The following is a 20,455-nucleotide window of genomic DNA, read 5'->3' as shown; positions in this document are numbered from 1 at the left end:
CGTATACCGCTGAGTATTGTCGTTTACGACGCAGAAGGTAGAAGACGAAAGACGGACGGCGACCGTCTTTTGATCGCCGTCCGCGCTAGTCCACAATGACAAGGAATGTCGTGTAGAGACCCAGATGGAGCCTGTCGCTGTTTTCGATTTCCACTGGGGGATAGACTTTGCCGGGCTCTCGTTGGTCGCGGGGCGGCTCGATTACGATATCGCCGTCACCCGCGCCCGATTCGAGCACTGTGCCATTGGTCGACCCAAGGCCCTGGGCGTACCAGTGCTCACCCTCGAGCCAAATGCGAAGATGCTCGCGCGAGGTGTCGGCGCCTACATCGGTGATGCTGGGCGAGGTTTTGGGCAAAGAACCAATCACGGTGCCGCGTGGATCGTGTGTGAGGGGATGGATTTGCATGCCGGCGCAGTTGTCGGCATGGGTTCTGAGCAGACCGAGATTGGGGGCGACGGTGCGCGGCTGTTCCAGGCTGCTCATAAAGCCACGTCCGACGGTAGTTTCGGTGGTGCCAAAGTGCCCGCCCGTCTTGCTGTCGCAAAAGCGCTCGACGGTGGCCACGCCCTGAACGGGATCGGCGAGCGCCCCCGTTGCCACAAAGAGCATAAGGTAAAGCGTGCTTTTCTCGCGCACGGCATTGCCGTCGAAGTTGTCGATGCGATTGAGGGCATTTGCATATAGGCGGCTGTCCAGCTTGTAGCTGGCGAGAGCCGACATCATTTCGTTGGCGGCCGGACCGCGATAGTGCTCGGCGATTGCCCGATAGGCGGACTCGCCGCCGCCGAGCTTGCTGCAGATTGCCGAGGAAAGGTTGAGTGTGGTGACGGTAAAGTCGCTGTAGATGGAGGGTGCGCACTGGTCAGGCTTGCGATGGACGATGTAACGGGTGAGATACGAGCGGTTGGAAGAACATTTCTCGAGCAGGGTGCTGCCGAGATAAGAGTTTCCATTGATGAGCATTCGGGCGATCTCGAGATGTTTAAGACCGCCGAACGAGCGAATATCGTTATAGAGGACCGAGCAAGGCGTCTCTGCTGCCACGGATACCTCCTTTGATTGCTTCCTAGCCAATATGGCGATAGGAATTAATGGCCCCGGTGGGCGACGTATTAAATGGCTGCACAATAAATAGTGTAACCAAAGCAACATTATAGGCCACATGTTCGAAATTGCAGGAAGACTGAGAGATTTGGTTTGGACTGGACGGAAATCCCCCTCTGTCTTGATCTATAACAATTAGGGCCGATTTTACTCGGTAACTGTTACAGATTGAGACGTTTGTGAACTGTGTCGACCGTTTGTCTCGATCTGTAACACGTAGAGGAAGATTTGCCCTGTAGATGTTACAGATTGAGACAATCAGCCGGGCCCACCTCGTCCGCCTCGTCATCTGTGGTTTACGTGGGGGCATGCGAAGCACGGGTATACTAACCGGCGGCGAATCTGCTCCATCGCTTAGAGCTGCTGCGTCTGGACGGCGCGTGATAGGGCTGCCAAAGCGATCGCCAGCGTGCTGAGCAACGTCCTCTCTGTGCGCACCCGTTTTTGTATGTATTAGCGCACTACAAAGCACGCCCGCGCGGCCGCATGCCGTGCCCATTGCGCGTGCAGATAAGGAACAACAACATATGCGTAATTCTGTATCCGACGTCACGGACGCCGAGATCCTGGACGAGACCCGTGAGGCCATGACCCAGGCTGCCTTCGATGCCGCCGATGAGGCAAATGCCGCCCAGGCCGTCGAGTCCGCTACCGATAGTCTGCCCGCCTTTGACGAGCTGGGACTTTCGGACGAGATGCTTCGTGCTATCGAGAACCTGGGCTACACGGCGCCGACGCCTGTCCAGGCTGGCTCGATCCCCGTGGTGCTCGAGGGCCGCGACTTGCTTGCCGCCGCCCAGACCGGCACCGGCAAGACGGCCGCCTTTTTGCTGCCGACTATGAACAATCTGGAGCACATCGCTCCTCCCAAACCCGTGCGCGAGCGTGGCGGCCGCAACCGCCGTCGCGGTGCTAAAAAGCCCGAGGGCAACGGCCGTGGTCCCGTGATGCTCGTCATCACCCCCACGCGCGAGCTTGCCCAGCAGATCGACGAGGTCGCAAGCAAAATCGCCGACGTCACGGGCCACGTTGCCGTGACCGTCGTGGGCGGCGTGAGCTACAAGCCCCAGACCGCTGCCCTCAAGTACGGCTGCGACATCCTGGTCGCCACGCCGGGCCGTCTGGTCGATCTGATCGAGCAGGGCGCCTGCCACCTGGACGAGGTCAAGGTGCTGGTGCTCGACGAGGCTGACCGCATGCTCGACATGGGCTTTTTACCCGCCGTCCGCCGCATTGTGCGCGAGACCCCGGCAGAGCGTCAGACGCTGCTGTTCTCGGCGACCCTCGACGAGGAGGCCGTGGGCGAGATCACCGACCTGGTGAGCGACCCGGCCCGCGTGGAGATCGCGCCGGCCACGTCGACCGCCGACACCGTTGACCAGTTTGTGTTCCCGGTGTCCATCGAGGCCAAGAACAACCTGTTGCCCGAGTTTCTCAAGAAGGAGGGCCCGGAGCGCACGATCGTCTTTATGCGCACCAAGCACCGTGCCGACAGCTGCTGCCGTCGTCTGGAGCGCAAGGGCATCAAGGCCGCCGCGATTCACGGCAACCGCAGCCAGGCCCAGCGCGAGCGCGCGCTTTCGGCCTTCCGCGACGGTACCGTCGACGTGTTGGTGGCAACCGACGTGCTTGCCCGCGGCATCGACATTAGCGACGTGCGCTACGTCGTGAACTTTGACGTACCGGCCGAGCCGACCGACTACATCCACCGTATTGGCCGTACGGGCCGTGCCGGCGAGCTGGGCTGGGCTATCACGTTTGTAACCGAGCAGGACGTGGACGAGTTCTACGAGATCGAGAAGCTCATGGACAAGACCGCCGACATCTACGAGGCCGGCGACCTGCACGTGGGTCCCAACCCGCCTGCGGTTGATCCCGAGCGCGACCCTGCGGCCTTTAAGGTGAAGAAGAAGACCAAGCGCGGCAAGTCCAAGAGCAAGAAGAAGCTTGAGCAGGCACGTCGCGACGGCAAGCGCAACGGCGATGACTACGGCGATGTGGCCGGTCGTTCCAACCGTGGTCGCGACGAGCGTCGCGGCGACGGCGAGCGCCCGAGCCGTCCCAAGCGTGGCGGCAAGACCCGCGTGCGCGAGGGCGTTCAGGCTCGCGTGGACGAGGCCGTGGAGAGCGTGGCCCGCGAGGTGGCTGCCGAGGAGCGCGGTGGTGCTGGTGCCGTCGAGCAGACCCCGCGCGGTAACCGTGCCGAGCGCCGTGCCAAGCAGTTCCAGGGCGAGGCACATCGCCGTCGCCGCGAGGACGAGGATCGCGGCGGTCGTCGCCGTGTTGAGCGCGAGGACGAGGGCCGTGGCTCGCGCGGCGGCAAGCGTGGTGCGGGCAACCGTCGTCGTTCCGGTCGTGATGACGAGCACGGCGGCCGTGATGAGCGTCGCGGCGGCGAGGGTCGCGGTGAGCGTACTGCCCGTGGCGGTGAGTCCCGTGGCGGCAAGCGCTTTGAAGAGCGCGGTAGCCGCGGCGGCGAGCGTCGCGAGGGTGCTCGCGGCAATGGCGGCCGCGGCGGCGCTGGTCGTTCTAACGAGTCGCGTGATCGTCGTGACCCGCGTGCCAGCCGCGATCGTCGCGATGACTGGCGCAACTACGACGATACCCGCGAGGAGCGTCGCGGCGGCTATCGTGGTGGTCGTGGCGGCAACCAGGCCGGCTCCCGTGGCGGCCGTGCCGGCGGTCGCGATAACCGTGGCAGCTACGGCAACAGCCGTGGCGGCAAGCGCGGTGGCAGCTCCCGTCGCCCCGGCGACGGCGGCGGCAAGCGCAAGTAACATACGCGTCGCGCGGTAAGGCGAGATGAGTTTGGGTCCCGAGCAGACGATGCTCGGGGCCCTTTTTGGTGCAAAGAGGTCAGGTTAATCTGCACCAACGTCTTGAAGTTGCGGTGGAATACGAACTGTTTTGGCCTTTTGAGCGGCTTTTCAGTCCCTATTTCACCGCAACTCATGATTGGTGCATGGTGGCCTGACTCCTTTGTTCCAAAAATGATCCGTTTTCCTCCGTCCCCAAGGGATCATGTGATCCGAAGAGGACGGAGGAAAACGGATCAAAAGGAAAAAAGTAAGGCGTTCCTTTCCACATTGGATATTGCTATTTGGTAACGCGTTTTACCAAATATGGCATTTATCTGCGGTAATGTTCTATTTCACCGCTGAGGGTGACATTTCATGCCGCCTGCCGAACTGCGTGGAGACCTAACAACTTTTTAGGTCAGTGTTGTGCGTGTAGCAATTTCGCCCGGCCTCGCCTCCGGGCTGCCATGTGAGAGGGGATCTTATGGCTCGACTGCATGTAATGGAACGCAGCCACGCTCAGGCCGTCATGGACGACCTGCACGATGCGCTCGGACGTCGTCTGGCGGTGAGCTCGCTCGCCCCGTGTCCCGTGGAGTTTACGGCAGCGCTCGTCAACCTGTGCTCCACCCAGAGCTGCGGCAAGTGCACGCCCTGCCGCGTGGGCCTAAGCGCGCTGAGCGACCTGCTCGCCGATGTGCTCGAAGGGCGCGCCGATGAGTCCACACTCAACCTGATTGAGCGCACGGCCCGCACCATCTACCTTTCGAGCGATTGCGCCATCGGCTACGAGGCCGGCGCCATGGCGCTCACGGCCATTCGCGGCTTCCGCGACGATTTTGAGCACCACATCCGCGAGCACTCCTGTGGCTTTGACCGCGAGGCCCGCGTCCCGTGCGTCTCGGGCTGCCCGGCGCACGTCGACATTCCCGGTTACATTTCGCTGGTCGAGGCCGGCCGCTATGCCGATGCCGTCAAGGTCATCCGCAAGAACAACCCGCTGCCGCTCGTCTGCGGCCTGGTGTGCGAGCATCCCTGCGAGATGCACTGCCGTCGCGGCATGGTCGACGACCCCATGAACATCCTCGCCCTCAAGCGTTTTGCCGTTGAGCACAGTGACCTCAACGACCACAAGCCGCACGTAGTGGACAACACCGGTAAGCGCGTCGCTGTGATCGGCGGCGGCCCGGCCGGCCTTTCCTGCGCCTACTACCTAGCCGTGATGGGCCATAAGGCGACCATCTTTGAGCAGCGTCACCACTTGGGCGGCATGCTGCGCTACGGCATCCCCAGCTATCGTCTGCCGCGCGAGCGTCTTCAGGCCGAGATCGACTGGATCTTGAGCGCCGGTATCGACGTTGAGCTCGACCACTCCGTCAACGGCGAGGAGCTCGCCCGTCTTCGCGACGAATTCGATGCCGTCTACCTGGCCATCGGTGCCCACAGCGATAAGAAGCTCGGTCTTCCGGGCGAAGAGGCACCCGGCGTGGAGTCGGCCGTCAAGATGCTGCGTGCCATCGGCGACGACGAGCTGCCCGACCTGAGCGGCCAGCGCGTGTGCGTCATCGGCGGCGGCAACGTGGCCATGGACGTGGCTCGCTCTGCTGTGCGCTGCGGTGCCGAAAAGGTGAGCATCGTCTACCGCCGCCGCATCTGCGACATGACGGCCCAGGATGCCGAGATTGCCGGCGCCCAGGCCGAGGGCTGCGAGGTCCTGGAGCTCACCGCACCGCTCGCTATCGAGACGGGCGAGGAAGGTCACGTGAGTGGCCTGCGCGTGCAGCCGCAGATTATCGGCGAGCCTCGCCGTGGGCGTCCGGCCCCGCGTGCCGCAGCCACGCCCGAGCGCGTCATTCCCTGCGAGCGCGTGTTTGTGGCCATTGGCCAGGACATCGATTTCAAGCCGTTTGAGGACATGGGCATCGCCTGTAAGTGGGGTCGCGTCGTTACCGATTCGGACGGCGCCGTGCCCAACTTCGATGGCCTCTTTAGCGGCGGCGACTGCCAGACCGGTCCCGCCACCGTCATCCGTGCCATCAACGCCGGCCGCGTGGCTTCGGCAAACATCGACCGCTATCTGGGCTTCGACCACAAGATCAAGCTCGACGTGGAGCTGCCGACCGTTCAGTTTAAGGGCAAGCACGAGTGCGGCCGCTGCGAGCTGGGCGAGCGCGAGGCCGGCGAGCGCATTCATGATTGGAATCTGGTCGAACAGGGCCTTACCGAGGAAGAGGCACGCCAAGAGGCGAGTCGCTGCCTGCGTTGCGACCACTTTGGCTTTGGTGCGTTCCGCGGAGGGAGGAACCTGGAATGGTAGAGCTCAACAAAACCACCGCCGGCGACAACAGCGAAAACGGAGCGCACAACATGGTCAGGCTCATTATCGATAACTGCGAAGTCGTGGTGCCCGAGCACACCACGATCCTGGATGCGGCCAAGTCCGTCGGCATTCAGATTCCCACCCTGTGCTACCTGCGCGATCTAAACGAGATCGGCGGTTGCCGCGTGTGCGTGGTCGAGGTTGAGGGTTGCGACCAGCTGGTTGCCGCCTGCAACAACTACGTGCTCGACGGCATGGTGGTCCACACCAACAGCCCCAAGGCCCGCGAGGCCCGTCGCACCAACGTGCAGCTGCTGCTGTCCCAGCACGATTCGCAGTGCACGAGCTGCGTGCGCAGCGGCAACTGCAACCTGCAGACCATCGCCAACGACCTGGGCATTTTCTATCTGCCGTATCAAAGGCATTTGGCGGGCGAGGGCTGGGATTTCGATTTTCCCATCATCCGCGAAAACGACAAGTGCATTAAATGCATGCGCTGCATCAAGGTGTGCGAGAGCGTGCAGGGCTTAGGGATTTGGGACCTGACCAACCGCGCCACGCATACCGCCGTGGGTACCCGCGGGCGCGCGCCGATCGGCAAGACCGATTGCGTCGCGTGCGGCCAGTGCATTACGCATTGCCCGACGGGCGCACTGCGCGAGCGCGACGATACCGAGACCGTGTTTGACGCGCTCGCTAATCCCGACAAGATCGTGCTGGTGCAGATCGCGCCTGCCGTGCGTAGCGCTTGGGGCGAGGAGCTCGGCATATCTCGCGAGGAGGCCACCGTTGAGCGTCTGGCCTGCGCACTGCGCCGCGTTGGCTTTGAGTACGTGTTCGACACCGATTTCTCGGCCGACCTCACCATTATGGAGGAGGGTTCCGAGCTGCTCGAGCGCCTAGGCGCCGCCGCTAAGGGCGAAGGCGACAGCCGCGGCTGGCCCATGTTTACGAGCTGCTGCCCGGGTTGGGTGCGCTTTGTGAAGGCGCGCTATCCGGAGTTTGTCGACAGTCTGTCCACGTCCAAGTCGCCGCAGCAGATGTTCGGCGCCATCGCCAAGACATACTACGCCAAGGTGCTGGGCGTGGAGCCCGAGCGCCTGTTTGTGGTGTCCGTGATGCCGTGTACGGCCAAGAAGGCCGAGTGTGCGCTGCCGAGCATGATGGGCGAGGGCGGCGCGCCCGACGTGGACGTTGCGCTGACGGTGCGCGAGATGGTGCGTATGATCCGCGCGAGCCACGTGAGCGTTGACACGCTGGTCGAGGAGCCGCTCGATACGCCGTTGGGCTTTGGCACGGGCGCGGGTGTGATCTTTGGCGCCACGGGCGGCGTGATGGAGGCCGCCGTGCGCTCGGCATATTACCTGGTGACGGGCAAGAACCCGGATGCCGACTTCTTCACTGACGTGCGCGGACTCGAGGGCTGGAAGGAGGCCGTGGCCGATATCGACGGTACCAAGGTGCGCGTCGCCGTGGCGCACGGGCTGGGCAACGCCGCCCGTCTGCTCGACGCGATTCGCGACGGCCGTGTGAGCTATGACTTCGTCGAGGTCATGGCGTGCCCGGGCGGCTGCGTCGGTGGCGGCGGTCAGCCCATCCATGACGGCTGCGAGCTGGCGGCCGAGCGTGGTCAGGTACTCTGGGGCCTGGATGCGAACGCCGAGATTCGCTTCTCGCACGAGAATCCCGATGTCCAGGCTTGCTACCGCGAGTTCTTGGGCGAGCCGCTCTCGCCGCTGGCCGAGGAGTTGCTGCATACCGACCATCACGCCTGGTCGATGCCCAACGAGGGGGCGTGCTAGCCATGCGTGTGTTTGATGTTGAGATGTCGCGCCGGGGGTTTGCCTCGGCGCTCGCCGTGGGCGCCCTGTCGCTCGCGCTGGCTGGCTGTGGCGGCGGGTCTGCCGGGGCCGGGTCTGCCGCGGGCTCGGCTGCCGGGTCTGTCGCTGACGGTGCCGCTGCCGAGCCGGTCGAGGTGCACGTCGCCTCGCTCAAGGGGCCGACCTCGATTGGCCTGGTGCAGTTTATGGACCAGGCTGCCGATGGCGAGACGGACAATGAGTTCGACTTTGCGATCAACACTGCCGCCGACGAGATCGCGCCCAAGGTGATTCAGGGCGATATCGACATTGCCTTGGTGCCGGCCAACGTGGCGAGCGTGCTCTACAACAAGACCGAGGGCGCGGTGCAGGTCATCGACATCAACACGCTGGGCGTGCTGAACGTGGTGACGGGTAACGCGAGTGTGGCCTCGTTTGGCGATCTGGCGGGCCATACTGTCTACATGACGGGCAAGGGCACCACGCCGGAGTACGTCATGAGTTACCTGCTGGAGCGCGCGGGCCTGACCGGCCAGGTGGCGCTTGAGTTTAAGAGCGAGCCCACCGAGGTGCTGTCGGCGTTGCTTGCCGATCCGTCTGCCGTGGGCGTGCTGCCCGAGCCGTTCAAGACCGCTGCCATCGCAAAGAGCGAAGGCAAGCTGTCGGCTCCGGTAAGTCTGACCGATGTGTGGGATGAGCTGGCAAGTGACACGGGTTCGCGCCTGCTGACGGGCGTGACCGTGGTGCGCCGTGCCTTTGCCGAGGAGCATCCCGAGGCCGTGGCGGAATTCCTGAGCTGCCATGCTGCGAGCGTTGAGGCCGTGAACGCGGCGCCGGCGGACTGGGCTCAGGCCGTGGTCGATGCGGGTATCGTGGATAACGCCGCGATTGCCGAAAAGGCGATTCCCGGGTGCATGCTCGTGTGCCAGACGGGGAAGGATATGAAGGCGGCGCTCGGTGGATACCTGCAGGTGCTGGCCGATGCGGACGCGAGCGCCGTGGGCGGCAAGCCCCCGGCTGACGATTTCTACTACATGGAGTAGCCCGTGCGTGCGTTTGCTCGACACATGACAGAGCGTATGAAGGCGGTGGCGGCAGCAGGTGCCGTTGCCGCCTTTTGGCTTGCCGTGTGGGTCTTCGCGGCGGCGCTGGTGGCGCAGCCGCTGATCTTGCCGGGGCCGGGTGCTGTTGCCTTGGCGCTGCTGCGCCTGGTGTGCGATGGCGGTACCTGGGCGATTTTGGTGGGCTCGGGCGCGCGGATACTGGGCGGGCTGGCGCTTGCCGCGGTGTGTGGTGGCGCGCTTGCCGGGATTTCATCACGGTCGCGGGCGTTCGCGCACCTGGTGGCTCCGGTGCTGTCGTTTGTAAAGGCGACACCGGTCGCCTGCGTGGTGGTCCTGCTGCTCATTTGGCTGGGATCGGAGCGCGTGAGCATCGCGGTGGTCTTTTTGATGGCGCTGCCGGGCGTATATTTCTCGCTGTTCGAGGGCTTGGCACAAGTGGATAAGCCGCTGGAGCAGATGTTCCGTCTGCATGGCGTGCGCGGCTGGCGACTGTTTTGCGCCCATACCTGGCGCGAGGTGCTGCCGTTTGTGCTTTCGTGTGCCCGGGCCGTGATCGGCATGAGCTGGAAGGCCGGCGTGGCAGCCGAGCTGATCGGCATGGCGGTGGGCACCGTGGGTGAGCGCATCTATCAGGCAAAGCTTTTGATTGAGACGGCTGATTTGCTGGCGTGGACCGTGCTGGTCGTTGCCGCCTCGTGGGCGTGTGAGCGCGTGCTGGTGTGGCTGCTGCGGGTTTCAGGACCCGTGGCGTGGCGCGCGGCCGTGCGGGCGCATGGGCATGGACTGCGCGGGCGTGCGGGGGCTGCGAGCGATGGCGCCGCAGCGGAGCTTGCGCTTGCCGTGGGCGATCGTGCGCCCTGGGCGCCGGCGCTGGATGGTCTGGTGCTCAACGTGCCTGCGGGTGGGCGTATCTGCGTGATGGGCGCTTCGGGCATGGGCAAGTCGACGCTGCTTTCGTTGACAGCGGGGGAGTGCGTGCCGTGCTCGATGGTGTTTCAGGACGCGCGTCTGGTTGAGGACGCCTCTGCTTTGGATAACGTGCTGGTGTGCGCCGACGCGCGCGTGGACGCCTCGAGTGTCGCAGCCCTGTTGCGCCTGCTGGTACCGGGGATCGATGTGTATGCCCGCGTGGCCGAGCTCTCGGGCGGGCAGCGCCGTCGCGTCGAGATTGCCCGAGCCCTGCTGTGCCCAGGAGACGCGGTGATTCTGGACGAGCCCTTTACCGGTCTAGATACCGCTGCGCGCGACGCATGCGCCGAGGTCGTGCTCGACCTGCTCGATGGCCGCATGCTCCTGCTTGCCACGCACGATGTCGCCGACGCTCAGGCCCTCGATATCTCGGACATCATCACGCTCTAAATACTTACTCAGCAACAAAATGATTCGTTTTCCTCCGTCCCAATGGGGTCGGGTGTGGTATTCTATCTGTGGGGTAATACTTAGGATTACCAAGTAATACCAACGCCGCAGAAACAAACTCCGGATGCGGGCCAATCGGGTTGCCTTCACAGCCCGTCGCCCAGCCGCGTGGCCCGCATCTATCCGCACTACCGTCGTTTCAAAAAGGAAGCGCCATGGCAGAACACATGACCCCCGTAGTCGCGAAGGTCTTGCCTGAGGAGAAGGCAGCCTTCGCGGCGGCAACCCAGCTCGTGGGCACCACGCCGTCCAACGCCATCCGCATGTTTATCGCCGCGTTCAATCGCTGCGGCACCTTCCCGTTCGACATCTCGCCCAGCGGGGCCTTTGGCAAAGACTGTCCCCAACAGCTAGTCGTTGAAGAACGTCCCCAATGACTAGTCGTTGGGAGGAGGTCGGCATGCTCAATGCGCTGGTTTGGGCGCTTGCCTGTTTTGGCGTTGTCGCTGCCGATATAGCCCTGAGCGTGGTTCTGTTTTCTGTTCTCGGTGCCGTGTCGGCGCTGACGGGCTATCCGATCGACAATCTCGATATCCAATGGTTCCAGGCTGCCGCTCAGACGGCGTCGTTTTTGATGGCGCTGCTGTGGTGGCGTTATCTGTGGCCGCGCTCGTTTATGGCGCGCCAGCAAGGCGAGCGCCCGCTCGGTGGGGGAGCAGGCGCGGCATGGAAGCGCATCGTCTGCGTTGTCGTGATCGGCCTGTCCATGCAGGTGGTCATTAGCTATCTATGCGACGGCGTGCTGTCGCTGCTGCCCGAGGTCGCGGCAGACTATAGCGAGCTTGTCGAGGAAACAGGCATGGGCGACACCAGCTATCTCGCTGTCCTGACTACGGTGCTCGGCGCCCCATTTTGTGAAGAGCTGCTGGTGCGCGGCATTATTTTTGAGTTTTCGCTCCGAGCGTTTAATCCTCAGTGCCGTCTACTTTGGAAGCGCCGGCGTCGTGCGAGCGCGCAGGACGGCGCCATGGTGCCCTGGGCGGCCCCAAGCACGTGGGGTATCGCCGCGGCGATTGTGCTGCAGGCGGCAATCTTCGGTTTTATGCACATGAATTGGGTGCAGGGCTGCTATGCGGGCGCTGCCGGCCTCATTTTTGGCTGGGTGCTCGTGACGACCGGAAAGCTTCGCTACACGATTCTGCTGCACTTTGCCTTTAACGCCGGGTCGTATCTCATGACGTTGCTCTGGTTTGTGAACACGCCGTTCGACGTGGCAATTACGGTCGCTATCGCCGGTGTCATCCTCGTTGAGGCAATGCGCTCGCTGCACTACGCGTGTGGGATGGACGCAGCGAGCGCACCGCTGCCCTAGTTGCGGCGTCCGCCTCCGTTGGCGCCCTGACGCCCCTGGGCCGCACGGTTGCGGCCCGCGGTGTTCTGTGCGCGCGACATGCCGCCGTGGCCCTTGCTGCCCTTGGGCCCCTTGCCGGCGGCGCCACCGTGCGGCTTGCCGCCCTTCTTGCCGGTGCCATGCCCACCGTCAGCAGATGTCTCGCCCGGGCGCGGGGGCACGGGACGAATCAGACAATGCTTGGTGTAGCCGATCAGGTCGCGGCGGCCGGCCTTTTCCAACGCCTCACGCACGAGCTTGTAGTTCTCGGGCTTGCGATACTGGATGAGCGCGCGCTGCATGGCCTTTTCGTGCGGGTCGCGCGCCACATAGATCGGCTCCATGGTGCGTGGGTCCACGCCGGTGTAGTACATGCAGGTCGACATGGTGGACGGGGTGGGGTAGAAGTCCTGCACCTGCTCGGGCATGTAGCCCATGTCGCGCACGGCCTCGGCAAGGTCCACGGCTTCCTTCATCGTCGAGCCGGGATGGCTCGAGATCAGATACGGCACTACGTACTGTTTGAGTCCGTATTCGCGGTTCAAGCGCTCAAATTTGCGACAGAACGCATCGTAGACGGCGCGGCTCGGCTTGCCCATCACGGACAGCACCGCGTCGCTCACATGCTCGGGCGCCACGCGTAGCTGGCCCGAGACATGGTGCTCCAGCAGCTCGCGCAAAAACTCGTCCGAGGCATCGGCCATGGTGTAGTCAAAACGGATGCCGCTGCGGACGAAGACCTTCTTGACGCCCGGCAGCTGGCGCAGGTCGCGCAACAGCTGCGTGTAGCCGCTTTCGTCGACCACCATGTTCTTGCACACGCTCGGCCACAGGCAGCGCTTGTTCTTGCACACGCCGTGCTTGAGCTGCTTGTCGCAGGCCGGGCGGCTAAAGTTTGCCGTCGGTCCGCCCACGTCGTTGATGTAGCCCTTAAACTCGGGATCGCGCGTGAGCAGCTCGGCCTCGCGCATGATCGAATCGTGGCTGCGCATCTGCAGTACGCGACCCTGGTGGAAGGTGAGGGCGCAAAACGAGCACTCGCCAAAACAGCCGCGGTTGGAGCTAATAGAAAACTTGATCTCGGCAAAGGCCGGCACGCCGCCCGCTGCGTCGTAATCGGGATGCCAATCGCGTGCGTAGGGGAGTTCGGCAACCTCGTCCATCTCGTCGGTGGTGAGTGTTGCCGACGGCGGGTTCTGCACCACGTACACGCTGTTGGGATATGGCTCTACCAGGCGATGGCCGGTGATGGGGTCCATATTCTGCTGTTGTACGTTAAAGCTGCGCGCGTAGTTGAGCTTGTCAGCGGCAAGGTCGTCCCAGCTGGGCAGCAGGTCGTAGTCGTAGACCTCGTCGAGCGAACCCGTGCGGTAAACGGTGCCGTTGATATAGGTGATCTGATCGACGGGCAGCCCCGCGTCGAGCGCGTCGGCGATCTCGACAACCGCGTGCTCGCCCATGCCGTAGATGAGGATGTCGGCGCCCGAGTCGAGCAGCACCGAGCGCTTGAGCTTATCCTGCCAGTAGTCGTAGTGGGCCAGGCGGCGCAGGCTTGCCTCGATGCCGCCGATGATGATGGGGGCGTCCTTGAACGTCTGACGGATGAGATTGCCGTAGACCGTGACGGCACGGTTGGGGCGGTGACCTTCCTCGCCGCCGGGGGTATAGGCGTCGGTGTGGCGGCGGTGCTTGGTCACCGAATAGTGGTTGACCATGGAGTCCATGTTGCCGGCACTGACCAAAAAGCCCAGGCGTGGCTCACCGAGCACGCTGATGCTGGCGGGATCGGTCCAGTCGGGTTGGCAGATGATGCCCACTTTGTAGCCGTGCGCGTCGAGTACGCGGCTGATGATGGCCATACCAAAGCTGGGGTGGTCCACGTAGGCGTCGCCGCAGATGTAGACGAAGTCACACTGGTCCCAACCGCGCGCGTCCATATCGGCGCGGCTGACGGGGAGGAACTTATCGCGGCCCGGGCGCCAGGGACGGGCGGGCGCTGCCGGGGTATGAGCGGCGTGGCCGCCCTGGGCCTTGCCGCCGCGCTTTTGCTGCTGGCCCTGTTTGCCCTGCTGACTGCGCTGGTTATTCTGAGCGTGCTGAGGCTTTTTTGCCACGATCCCTCCCGGTGTTTGTATGCTGCACGTAATTGTAACCAGTCTTTTTGGGACGGGGCTAAAAAGACTGGTGGAGTACATGGGCTGGCGGATCGGCGTGTCGATGCGGGTGCCGTTTGTTTCCAGACTGTGTATCTGCGCGTTGGAGAACCTGTCTCGCGCGCACGCCATGTTGTCAATGGGTTACAGTATGAACGGCGGCTATGTTTCCGCCAACGCACGAGAGGGTCGTCAACAAGGAGGATGCACGGCGATGCAGCGTGCCAAACAGATATCGGAGTCCATCGAACTGGGCATTATCCTGGCGCTCGCCGGCGGCTTTATGGATGTGTATTCGTACATTGGGCGCGACCATGTTTTCGCAAACGCGCAGACGGGCAACATCCTGCTTGTGGGCGTGAGCATCTCGGAGGGCAATTGGGCACTTGCGGGGCGCTACTTCTTCCCTGTGGTGTCGTTTGCCGTGGGCATTATGCTTGCCGACCTGGTACACGAACGGTTTGGCAGCGTGATTCACTGGCGCCAAGTGACGGTGTTCTTTGAAGCCGTCATCTTGCTGGGCGTGAGCTTTATCCCGGGCGGCAATTTCAACCTGCTCGCCAACTGCCTCACCTCGTTTGCCTGCGGCATGCAGGTCGAGAGCTTCCGCAAGATCCACGGTCACGGCATCGCTACGACCATGTGCATCGGCAACTTGCGCAACGCGCTGCAAAACGTGGACGATTACATCATCACCCACAGGCGCGGCTTTTTGGAAAACGGCCTGCTGTACTTTGGCGTGATCTTTACCTTTGTGTTTGGCGCCGTGTTGGGCAACTGGTGTATTGAGCGCATGGGCCTGCACGCCATCGTCGTGGCGAGCTTGCTGCTGTTTGTCGCGTTTGCCATCATGTTCATCGACCGCGAGCGCGACTTGCGCTTACGCTGGAAGGTTGCGGCCGAGGCTTGGAAAGAGGGCTGTCGAAAGTAACCGAATGCGGCAAAGGGGCTGCCCCTTTGCCGCAATATTTTTCATCATCTGTTGAAACGCTTTAACAAATTTGACGTTCTCACGTGCTTTTCGTTTCAAAAGCGTTAGGATGGGACTTATAGTGCGGGGCGTAACGGGTGCCCCGCGCACGATAGGAGGCTATCAATGGCTAATCGTTTCGTTCTCAACACCATTTCTTACCATGGTTCCGGCGCCATCAAGGAGATCCCCGGCGAGCTCCAGCGTCGTGGCTACAAGAAGATCTTCGTCTGCTCCGACCCCGATCTGGTCAAGTTCGGCGTTACCGCTAAGGTGACCGACGAGCTCGACGCCGCCGGCATCGCTTGGAGCCTCTACTCCGAGATTAAGCCCAACCCCACCATCCAGAACGTCAAGGACGGCGTCGAGGCCTTCAAGGCCGCCGAGGCTGACGCTATCGTGACCATTGGTGGTGGCTCCTCCATGGACACCGCCAAGGCTATCGGCATCATCATCAACAACCCTGAGTTCGCCGATGTCCGCAGCCTCGAGGGCGTTGCTTCCACTAAGAACCACGCCGTGTTCACCATCGCTGTGCCGACGACCGCCGGTACCGCCGCTGAGGTGACCATCAACTACGTCATCACCGACCCCGAGAAGGTCCGCAAGTTCGTGTGCGTCGACACCAACGACGCTCCCGAGGTCGCCGTCGTCGACCCCGACATGATGGCTTCCATGCCCGCCGGCCTGACCGCTTCCACTGGTATGGACGCTCTGACCCACGCCATCGAGGGCTACACCACCAAGGGTGCTTGGGAGCTCTCTGACATGTTCCACTTTGAGGCTATTAAGCTGATCAGCGAGAACCTGCGTGACTCCGTCGCCGAGGCCAAGTCCGGTCAGCCCGGCTCCGGCCGCGAGGGCATGGCCCTTGGCCAGTATGTCGCCGGCATGGGCTTCTCCAACGTTGGCCTGGGCATCGACCACGCCATGGCTCACACCCTGTCTGCTCACTACGACACCCCGCACGGCGTCGCTTGCGCCATGCTGCTGCCGATCGCCATGGAGTTCAACAAGCCGGTTTGCGCTGAGCGCCTGGCCAAGGTTGCCGTCGCCATGGGTGTTGACACCACGGGTATGAGCACCGACGAGGCCGCCGACGCCGCTATCGCCGCCGTCAAGCAGCTTTCCGCCGACGTGAACATTCCGCACGTCTGCGAGGCCATGAAGGCCGACGAGATCGAGGTCCTGGCCAAGGACGCCATGGCCGACGCCTGCTTCCCGGGTAACCCGCGCGAGGCAACGCTCGACGACGTCATCGAGCTCTTCAAGAAGATTTGCCCGGCTGCCTAACCCAGTTTGGTGGTCCTTCGCCCGTAGGCGTATGGTCTTTTGACTTGCCGCTGGCCCCGCCGTGCTACGCACGGCGGGGCTTTTTGTGCTGCGTCAATGTTCTGAGACGGGCAAAACCAAGGCGTACTGCCCGCTACGGATAGGTGGTGCACTTTCCAGCGTGCATTTTTGGGAGTATTCAGCAAGCTCTTAAAAATGCATAACGTTGTGAATGGGCCGAGTGGCCCGCAGGCGCCCATCGACAGCCATTGTGGGCGGGCTATCGATGAGTGGAGGGGGTTGTTACTGAGTTTCTGCTCTGCGACAACCTGCAACACTGTTGTAACCGCGTCATTTTGTCGTTCGTGATGGGGCCGTTGGGGCCCAAGGTGCTGAATACTCCGTTTTTTGCACGGTCCAAGGTGGGGCACCCTGAGACGAAGCAAAAAGATGTCTCATTTCTATGCAAATACCGATAGGATTTATGCAAGATTGGGATTGTAAACCGTGCACGTGCACAAAACCGGTGCGGGGACGTCTGGAGGCGGCTCGGCTCCTGGGGCATTGCACGTGCAGAACGGTTAAAATCGGGACTCGGTCTTAGTTTTACTTGGAAGGATGCATATGACTTCTAATATTGATGCTTCTCTAGGGGAGACGCTCTCCTATATCGCAGGACAGCTTAAGACGCTGACTTCTATTGCTTCGCCTACCGGCTATACCCGTGCGGCTACTGATTATCTAATGGAGACCCTGCGCGATATGGGATTTGGCCCCGAGCGCTCCAATAAGGGCAACGTGCTGGTTGAACTTGGCGGCGAGGGCGAGCCGCTCGTGTTGGCGAGCCATGTCGATACCCTGGGCGCCATGGTGCGCTCCATTAAGGACAATGGTCGCCTGCGCCCCACGACCCTCGGTGGGCACCAGTGGTCCACGGCCGATGGCGAGAACTGCACCGTCTACACGCGTGACGGCAATGTCTACACGGGCGTGGTCCTCAATACTGAGCCTTCGGCGCATGTGGCCGATGAGCCGGTCAAGACCATCGAGAAGAACATGGAAATCCTGCTCGACGAGAACGTTGACAGCAAGGACGATGTGCTCGAGCTGGGTATTCAGACCGGCGACATCATCGCTATGGACCCGCGTACCACGGTGACGGAGAGCGGCTACATCAAGAGTCGCTTCCTTGACGACAAGCTGTCCGCGTCGATTCTGCTGGGCTTGGCGCGTGCCGTCGCCGCTGGCGAGGTGACGCTTTCGCGCAAGGTATCGCTGCTCTTTACGGTGTACGAGGAGGTCGGCCACGGCGGTGCCTTTGTGCCGGCCGACACGCGCGAGATGATTAGCGTGGACATGGGCTGCGTGGGTGACGACCTGGGCTGCACCGAGCGCATGGTTTCAATCTGCGCCAAGGATTCGGGCGGTCCGTACAACTACGACCTGGTAACCACGCTGTCCAACATCGCGCGCGAGCTGGAGCTCGATTACGCCATCGACGTGTATCCGCACTACGGCTCAGACGTTGAGGCCACGCTTTCTGCCGGCTACGACATCCGTCACGGCCTGATCGGCCCCGGCGTGTACGCGAGCCACAACTACGAGCGCAGCCACATCGACGGCGTGCGCAACACCTACGAGCTGGTTCGCGCCTACGTTCAGCGCTAGACGCATTTATAGCGCGTGGCAAGTTAAGAGCGTCCTAGCCGGTATAACGTTGCCGGCAGGGGCGCTCTTGTGCGTTGCGGTGAAATAGGGACTGTTTGGCGGTTTTAAACGCTTAAACAGTCCCTATTTCACCGCAACTTATGAAGGGGATGGGGCTACTTGATGGCTGCCGTGACGGTACCGCCGCCGAGGACGATGTCGCCGCGGTAGACTACAACGGCTTGGCCGGGGGCGATGGCTCGCTGCGGCTCGTCAAAAGTCAGCAGCATTTGCCCGTCTTCGCCGCGCGTAAGGGTCGCTGCCTGGTCTTTCTGACGGTAGCGGTACTTGGCGCCCACGCGAATGCCGCCGGCATCCAGCTCGGCCTCCATGCGCGTGTCCGGCGCGCTCCAGATCCACTCATCGGCCGTGAGGGCAGCGGCGGTTAGGTCCTCGGCCTCGCCCAGACGCACGGTGTTGTTGACGGCGTCGACGCCTGTCACGTATACGGGATGCGCCATCGCTACGCCCAAGCCCTTGCGCTGGCCGATGGTATAGCGCAGCGCGCCGTTGTGGCGCCCTACCACGCTGCCGTCGCGCCATACGATGTCGCCCGGTGCAGCGGGATGTCCGCAGCGGCGCTCGATATAGCCCGCGTAGTCACCGTCTGGAATAAAGCAGATATCCTCGCTTTCGGCTTTCTTGGCGTTGATGAAGCCCTGTTCGGCGGCGATGCGGCGCACGTCGTGCTCCTTGTCCAGGCCTGCCAGCGGAAAGATTGTGCGTGCCAAGCGCTCCTGCGTAAGCGAATACAAAAAGTAGCTTTGGTCCTTCTTTGGGTCCTCGCCACGGTACAGCTGCCAGGTGCCGTCGGACGTTTGGCTCGTTTTGGCGTAGTGACCTGTGGCGATGTAGTCGCAGCCCATATCGAGCGCTGCATCGAGCAACGCGCCAAACTTAATATGGCGGTTGCAGATGATGCACGGGTTGGGCGTCAGCCCCTCCTGATAGGCAGTCACGAAGCGCTCGATCACGTTGCGGTCGAAGGCCTGCTGCAGGTCGAGCACATGGTGAGGTATCCCCAGGCGATCGGCGACGGCCTTTGCATCGGCGATGTCACGGTCGACCTTACTCATGTCCGTGACGGGATCGGGTGCGGGACAGGTGAGGCGCATGGTGGCACCGACACATTCGTAACCCTGACTTTTGAGCAGATACGCGGTCACGCTGGAATCGACGCCGCCGCTCATGGCGACGAGCACGCGCTTGTTGTGCATGGGGAGGTTCTCCTTGGTGGCATGTGGCCAAAAAAGAAAAGCGGCGCGGGAGGCTGGTTCCGCGCCGCAGACATTGTAGCAAGTTCGGACGTCTCGTGGGACACCCTGTTGGGATGAGCCCAGGCTGCCAGAAGAGAGGGGAGGCCGGCGTGCCTTGGACTCGTTCTAAGAACGAGAAGCTCTAGTCCTGGAAGAGCGCCGTGGACAGGTAGCGCTCGCCGGTGTCGGCGAGCAGCGCCACGATGGTCTTACCCTCGTTCTCGGGGCGCTTGGCCAGCTGCAGTGCGGCCCACACGGCGGCGCCGGACGAAATGCCCACGAGCACGCCCTCCTTGTGGCCCACGGCGCGGCCGGTGGCAAAGGCGTCGTCGTTCTCGACGGGGATGATCTCGTCATAGACCTGGGTGTCGAGGACGTCGGGCACAAAACCGGCGCCGATACCCTGGATCTTGTGCGGGCCGGCCTGACCCTTAGAGAGCACCGGGGAAGTGGCGGGCTCGACGGCGACAACCTGAATCTCGGGGTTCTGCTCCTTGAGGAACTCGCCCACGCCGGTCACGGTACCACCGGTGCCGACGCCGGCGACGAAGATGTCGACCTTGCCGTCGGTGTCATCCCAGATCTCGGGGCCGGTCGTGGCCTTGTGGATGGCGGGGTTGGCGGGGTTCACAAACTGGCCGGCGATAATGCTGTTGGGGGTCTCCTTCTGCAGCTCCTCGGCCTTGGCGATGGCGCCCTTCATGCCCTTGGAGCCGTCGGTGAGCACGAGCTGTGCGCCGTATGCCTGCATAAGCTTACGGCGCTCGACGGACATGGTCTCGGGCATGGTGATGATCACCTTGTAGCCGCGGGCAGCCGCCACCGAGGCGATGCCGACGCCGGTGTTGCCGCTCGTGGGCTCGATGATGGTGTAGTCGCCGCCGCGCACGAGCTTGCCGGCCTTCTCGGCCTCGTCGATCATGTTCTTGGCGACGCGGTCTTTGACGGAGCCGGCGGGGTTGAAGTATTCCAGCTTGACGAGCACGCGGGCCTTGAGGTCCTCATCGGCCTCAAAGTGAGTGAGCTCCAGAAGCGGAGTGTGGCCGATAAGCTGATCGATGGACGTGTAAACCTTGCTCATGATGAACCTCCAAAGTGTTCAAATGACTGGATACCGTGTGGTTTTACGGTGTGTGTAGCAGCGAAACCCACAAACCGTATAGGTTGTTCGTTTTGCTGTTGGCAAGCATAGTAGACACTAAAGCCTAGTAACGCAATAGGAAATAGAAGATTATTAC

At 62.5% G+C, this 20,455-nt stretch carries 14 protein-coding genes; 10 read left to right on the top strand and 4 right to left on the bottom strand.

The features are described 5' to 3' along the window. Positions 1–85: 85 nt before the first annotated feature. Positions 86–1,048, bottom strand: coding sequence for an FHA domain-containing protein (locus tag AAA069_RS01925; protein ID WP_349115015.1), 963 nt, complete (start codon positions 1,046–1,048; stop codon positions 86–88). Between the two features lie 587 nt (positions 1,049–1,635). Between AAA069_RS01925 and AAA069_RS01920 the strand changes: the two genes are divergently transcribed. The 7 genes from AAA069_RS01920 to AAA069_RS01890 all read left to right on the top strand — a co-directional run bounded on the left by AAA069_RS01920 (position 1,636) and on the right by AAA069_RS01890 (position 11,841). Next, positions 1,636–3,885, top strand: a complete 2,250-nt coding sequence (locus tag AAA069_RS01920; protein WP_349127419.1) for a DEAD/DEAH box helicase — start codon at positions 1,636–1,638, stop codon at positions 3,883–3,885. A gap of 505 nt (positions 3,886–4,390) precedes the next feature. Continuing rightward, the gene (locus AAA069_RS01915) at positions 4,391–6,223 is read left to right on the top strand and encodes an NAD(P)-binding protein (RefSeq protein ID WP_349127418.1); all 1,833 of its coding nucleotides are present in this window, start codon (positions 4,391–4,393) and stop codon (positions 6,221–6,223) included. Between the two features lie 50 nt (positions 6,224–6,273). Beyond that, entirely contained in the window at positions 6,274–8,028 is a 1,755-nt protein-coding gene (locus AAA069_RS01910) for a [FeFe] hydrogenase, group A (protein WP_349127487.1), read from the top strand. A 2-nt stretch (positions 8,029–8,030) separates the two neighbouring features. Then, entirely contained in the window at positions 8,031–9,089 is a 1,059-nt protein-coding gene (locus AAA069_RS01905) for an ABC transporter substrate-binding protein (RefSeq protein WP_349127417.1), read from the top strand. A 3-nt stretch (positions 9,090–9,092) separates the two neighbouring features. After that, positions 9,093–10,469, top strand: coding sequence for an ATP-binding cassette domain-containing protein (locus AAA069_RS01900; RefSeq protein ID WP_349127416.1), 1,377 nt, complete (start codon positions 9,093–9,095; stop codon positions 10,467–10,469). A gap of 215 nt (positions 10,470–10,684) precedes the next feature. Continuing rightward, positions 10,685–10,906: a type II toxin-antitoxin system RelB/DinJ family antitoxin gene (locus AAA069_RS01895; RefSeq protein ID WP_138112954.1), complete on the top strand. Its 222-nt coding sequence runs from the start codon at positions 10,685–10,687 to the stop codon at positions 10,904–10,906. After that, on the top strand, positions 10,903–11,841 hold the full coding sequence (locus AAA069_RS01890) for a type II CAAX endopeptidase family protein (protein ID WP_349127415.1): 939 nt from the start codon (positions 10,903–10,905) through the stop codon (positions 11,839–11,841). Before AAA069_RS01895 ends, AAA069_RS01890 begins: the two co-directional genes overlap by 4 nt. On the opposite strand, the gene AAA069_RS01885 is transcribed toward AAA069_RS01890, so the two are convergent. Further along, the gene (locus AAA069_RS01885) at positions 11,838–13,973 is read right to left on the bottom strand and encodes a YgiQ family radical SAM protein (protein WP_349127414.1); all 2,136 of its coding nucleotides are present in this window, start codon (positions 13,971–13,973) and stop codon (positions 11,838–11,840) included. The genes AAA069_RS01890 and AAA069_RS01885 overlap by 4 nt on opposite strands. 253 nt (positions 13,974–14,226) lie before the next feature. On the opposite strand from AAA069_RS01885, the gene AAA069_RS01880 reads away from it, so the two are divergent. The 3 genes from AAA069_RS01880 (at position 14,227) to AAA069_RS01870 (ending at position 17,922) form a co-directional block, all read left to right on the top strand. Further along, positions 14,227–14,943 carry a YoaK family protein gene (locus AAA069_RS01880; RefSeq protein WP_055310199.1) on the top strand — a complete coding sequence of 239 codons (717 nt, stop codon included), beginning with the start codon at positions 14,227–14,229 and terminating at the stop codon, positions 14,941–14,943. Between the two features lie 165 nt (positions 14,944–15,108). Beyond that, complete coding sequence (gene fucO, locus AAA069_RS01875; RefSeq protein ID WP_349127413.1) at positions 15,109–16,275, top strand: lactaldehyde reductase; 1,167 nt, start codon at positions 15,109–15,111, stop codon at positions 16,273–16,275. A gap of 603 nt (positions 16,276–16,878) precedes the next feature. Continuing rightward, a complete protein-coding gene (locus AAA069_RS01870) occupies positions 16,879–17,922 on the top strand; it encodes a M42 family metallopeptidase (protein ID WP_226790537.1) in 1,044 nt (347 codons plus the stop codon). 155 nt (positions 17,923–18,077) lie between these two features. Here AAA069_RS01870 and mnmA read toward each other — a convergent pair whose 3' ends face one another. After that, positions 18,078–19,301 (bottom strand): tRNA 2-thiouridine(34) synthase MnmA, encoded by a 1,224-nt coding sequence (gene mnmA / locus AAA069_RS01865; RefSeq protein ID WP_349127486.1) that lies wholly within the window; start codon positions 19,299–19,301, stop codon positions 18,078–18,080. A gap of 58 nt (positions 19,302–19,359) precedes the next feature. Then, on the bottom strand, positions 19,360–20,298 hold the full coding sequence (gene cysK / locus AAA069_RS01860; protein WP_089572177.1) for a cysteine synthase A: 939 nt from the start codon (positions 20,296–20,298) through the stop codon (positions 19,360–19,362). Positions 20,299–20,455: the final 157 nt, after the last annotated feature.

Source organism: Collinsella sp. CLA-SR-H006 (genome assembly GCF_040097075.1).
In the GTDB taxonomy this organism is placed as follows: domain Bacteria; phylum Actinomycetota; class Coriobacteriia; order Coriobacteriales; family Coriobacteriaceae; genus Collinsella.
The sequence above is the reverse complement of the archived record's forward strand: the minus strand, read 5'-3'. Positions and strand labels throughout refer to the sequence as shown.

Coding starts and splice junctions, on each gene's coding strand:
- AAA069_RS01920 (WP_349127419.1), top strand. CDS start 1,636: ATGCGTAATTCTGTATCCGACGTCACGGACGCCGAGATCCTGGACGAG.
- AAA069_RS01915 (WP_349127418.1), top strand. CDS start 4,391: ATGGCTCGACTGCATGTAATGGAACGCAGCCACGCTCAGGCCGTCATG.
- AAA069_RS01910 (WP_349127487.1), top strand. CDS start 6,274: ATGGTCAGGCTCATTATCGATAACTGCGAAGTCGTGGTGCCCGAGCAC.
- AAA069_RS01905 (WP_349127417.1), top strand. CDS start 8,031: ATGCGTGTGTTTGATGTTGAGATGTCGCGCCGGGGGTTTGCCTCGGCG.
- AAA069_RS01895 (WP_138112954.1), top strand. CDS start 10,685: ATGGCAGAACACATGACCCCCGTAGTCGCGAAGGTCTTGCCTGAGGAG.
- AAA069_RS01890 (WP_349127415.1), top strand. CDS start 10,903: ATGACTAGTCGTTGGGAGGAGGTCGGCATGCTCAATGCGCTGGTTTGG.
- AAA069_RS01880 (WP_055310199.1), top strand. CDS start 14,227: ATGCAGCGTGCCAAACAGATATCGGAGTCCATCGAACTGGGCATTATC.
- fucO (WP_349127413.1), top strand. CDS start 15,109: ATGGCTAATCGTTTCGTTCTCAACACCATTTCTTACCATGGTTCCGGC.
- AAA069_RS01870 (WP_226790537.1), top strand. CDS start 16,879: ATGACTTCTAATATTGATGCTTCTCTAGGGGAGACGCTCTCCTATATC.
- cysK (WP_089572177.1), bottom strand. CDS start 20,298: ATGAGCAAGGTTTACACGTCCATCGATCAGCTTATCGGCCACACTCCG.